Raw genomic sequence first — 2,400 nt, 5'->3', positions numbered from 1 at the left:
GGCGCGGTCATGTTCCATTCTAGACCCTCCGGGCCGATCTGCCTGAAACCGCGGCTCCCGGTGCGGAAGCCGCGGCCATGCAATCACACCCGGGCGGGGGCCCGTTGGGGCCTAGTTATCGCGCGGAGCGGCAGCGTCCGAGATAATGTCGATCCGCCAGCCGGTCAATTTCGCTGCCAGGCGGGCGTTCTGGCCTTCTTTCCCGATTGCCAGCGACAGCTGGTAGTCGGGAACCACAACACGTGCGGACCGTGTGGCCTCGTCAGTGATCGTGACGGAGTTCACACGCGACGGCGACAGCGCGCTGGCAATGAAAGCGGCCGGATCCTCGCTGTAGTCGACGATGTCAATCTTCTCGTCGTTCAGTTCGGTCATGACTGCCCGGACCCGCGAACCCATTTCGCCGATGCAGGCACCCTTGGCGTTGATGCCCTGGGTGTTGGCTTTGACGGCGATCTTGGTGCGGTGGCCGGCCTCGCGGGCCAACGCCACGATCTCCACGGAGCGGTCAGCAATTTCCGGAACTTCCAGTTCGAAGAGCTTCCGGACAAGTCCAGGGTGCGACCGGGAGAGTGTGACCGACGGGCCTTTGGTGCCGCGGTGGACGTCGATCACCAGGGCACGGAGCCGGTTGCCGTGGGTGTACTTCTCCCCCGGCACCTGCTCGGGCGGCGGCAGCAGTGCCTCCACGGAACCCAGGTTGACCTGGATCATGTGCGGGTTGGTGCCCTGCTGGATCGTGCCGGCGACGAGTTCGCCTTCGCGTCCCTTGAACTCACCCAGGACGGCGTCGTCCTCCACGTCGCGGAGTCGCTGGAGGATGATCTGCCGGGCAGTGCTCGCAGCAATGCGGCCAAAACCGGCCGGAGTGTCCTCGAACTCGCCGATCGGGGCGCCGTCGTCGTCGATTTCCACTGCCCAGATGGTCACGTGGCCGCTCTTGCGGTCCAGCTCTGCGCGGGCCTTCTCGAAAGCTCCGGGCGACTTGTGATAGGCCACCAGGAGAGCCTGCTCAATGGTGGGGATCAGGAGGTCCAGCGGAATTTCCCGTTCACGCTCCAGAAGTCTCAGCGCGCTCATGTCAATATCCATCAGGCCTCCTCAGAAGGTCCATTGTGTTCAGTGTCCAGACCGGCCTCATCGAGGTGGCTGAATTCGATCTCGACTTTTCCGTTGCGGATCCTGTCGAAAGGAAGTTTTACGGGCTCTCCCTGTTTGGGCTTCATGCCCTTTTTGACCTCAATCTCCGGGACGAGGGTCACACCGGCGTCATCCACTGACTGGACCCGGCCGGTGACGTTCTCGCCCTGGATGACGTTGACCTTGACCATGCGCCCGCGGGCGCGGTGCCAGTGCCGGGCTTCGGTCAGGGGACGCCCCACGCCCGGTGAGGAGACTTCAAGGTCATACGGGCGTCCGTCGTCTGCGGGATCGTTGTCCAGGACGTCGGAGAGGACCCTGGAGATGTCCGCGATGACATCGAGGTTCACCCCGCCGGTTTCCTCCTGCGGGAGGTCCACCACGACGTGGACCACCCGGTGCGAGCCTGCGTTGATGGAGACATCCTCAAGATAGAGGCGGTTGGCCTGGACTGCAGGTTCCAACAAGGCCCGCAGCCTGGCAGCTTCCGGATTATAGGCAGGCGGGGCCTCAGCCTTGCCCGCTCCGGTGGCTTCTGATGAAGTCGTGGCTTCTGCATTACTCACGATTCCGGTCGCCTCCCGATAGATGATGTTGTGACTACTAGACTAGCGATTTTCCGGCGGCAGTGGTGCACCGGGATTGCCGGCGGGCGTGACAACATGGTCTGTTGTGAACGACGACACGCAGGAAAACCGCCACCGCGGACGCTATTTCCGGTATGCGGTTTTCGCGCTGGCAGCCCTCCTTGTCCTGAGCCTGGGATTCGTCCTGATCCCCCGCGAGCCTCCCGCTCCCCCAACGCCGCCCTTTTCCGAGCAGGCAAGGGCATCAGCGTACTCGGACGCACTCTCCCTGAGGTCCGCCGGCCTCGCCCTTGCACGTGCGGCGGGAGATGCACCGGCAGGGCCGCAGGCGGCGTCCCTGGAGAGCGCTGTGACTTTGCTGACTGTCCACGCCCGGGCTCTGGCACTGGCAGGGGATCCTGCTGCTTCAGGCTTCCCCGGGCCGGGTTCCCCGGCCACCGCTGCGGAGTTCGCGGGAGCCCTCCAAACCAGTGCTGCCCGGCGGCTGAAGGACGCAGAAACGGCCGACGGCGGGATGGCCCGCCTTCTGGCAGGGGCCGGTACCGCCCAGCTCCTGGCAGCTGAGGACGTCGCGGAAGCCGCCGGTGCGCCGTTGCCCGCCCTTGCCGCCCCGGAGCCTCCCGGCACCTCCGACTCCCTTGCGGCCCGGGAGTCCCTGGGCAGCCCTCCACCC

At 65.3% G+C, this 2,400-nt stretch carries 2 protein-coding genes and 1 pseudogene; 1 reads left to right on the top strand and 2 read right to left on the bottom strand.

The window, feature by feature from the left end:
• Positions 1 to 111: 111 nt before the first annotated feature.
• Together nusA and rimP are read right to left on the bottom strand one after the other, a co-directional pair.
• Positions 112 to 1,092 carry a transcription termination factor NusA gene (gene nusA, locus DBR22_RS13855; protein ID WP_108599492.1) on the bottom strand — a complete coding sequence of 327 codons (981 nt, stop codon included), beginning with the start codon at positions 1,090 to 1,092 and terminating at the stop codon, positions 112 to 114.
• A complete protein-coding gene (rimP, locus tag DBR22_RS13850) occupies positions 1,092 to 1,706 on the bottom strand; it encodes a ribosome maturation factor RimP (RefSeq protein ID WP_108599491.1) in 615 nt (204 codons plus the stop codon). Before rimP ends, nusA begins: the two co-directional genes overlap by 1 nt.
• A gap of 106 nt (positions 1,707 to 1,812) precedes the next feature.
• Between rimP and DBR22_RS13845 the strand changes: the two are divergent.
• A pseudogene (locus tag DBR22_RS13845) lies at positions 1,813 to 2,400 on the top strand (DUF4439 domain-containing protein); the annotation flags it as partial.

This window comes from Arthrobacter sp. HMWF013 (assembly GCF_003061105.1).
Classification (GTDB): Bacteria; Actinomycetota; Actinomycetes; order Actinomycetales; family Micrococcaceae; genus Arthrobacter.
The sequence above is the reverse complement of the archived record's forward strand: the minus strand, read 5'-3'. Positions and strand labels throughout refer to the sequence as shown.